1 protein-coding gene is annotated in these 254 nt (G+C 65.7%); it reads right to left on the bottom strand.

Annotated features, from left to right (window positions below; genetic code table 11):
• Positions 1 to 254: DUF4884 domain-containing protein (locus SB847_RS21635; RefSeq protein ID WP_410578747.1), on the bottom strand; the 254-nt coding region annotated here is incomplete at both ends.

Here is a 254-nt window from a genome sequence, read left to right as displayed (position 1 = left end):
TCATCGTCGTTGTCTCGGCGCGTCTCGGTCCAATTCCGCTCAGTCGTCACGGTGCCATCGCCGCAGCGCGTGAAGTAATGCCAGTTGTCGCCAGCCTTGAACGCGTAGACCTTGCAGCCGTCCGCCTCGCGGATGACGTGCGGCTTTGCGTCCGCAGCATCCTGGGCGCGCTGCTCTTCCTGCGCCTGCTTCGCCGAGTCGGAGAAGCCGACGAAGTAGACGAACGCCGCCGCGCCGCCCAGGAATGCGCACCA

The sequence above is a fragment of the Bacillus sp. SIMBA_026 genome, assembly GCF_046535335.1.
Classification (GTDB): domain Bacteria; phylum Bacillota; class Bacilli; order Bacillales; family Bacillaceae; genus Bacillus; species Bacillus velezensis.
Note: the sequence above shows the minus strand (reverse complement) of the source record. Positions and strands in the feature narration are given on the sequence as shown.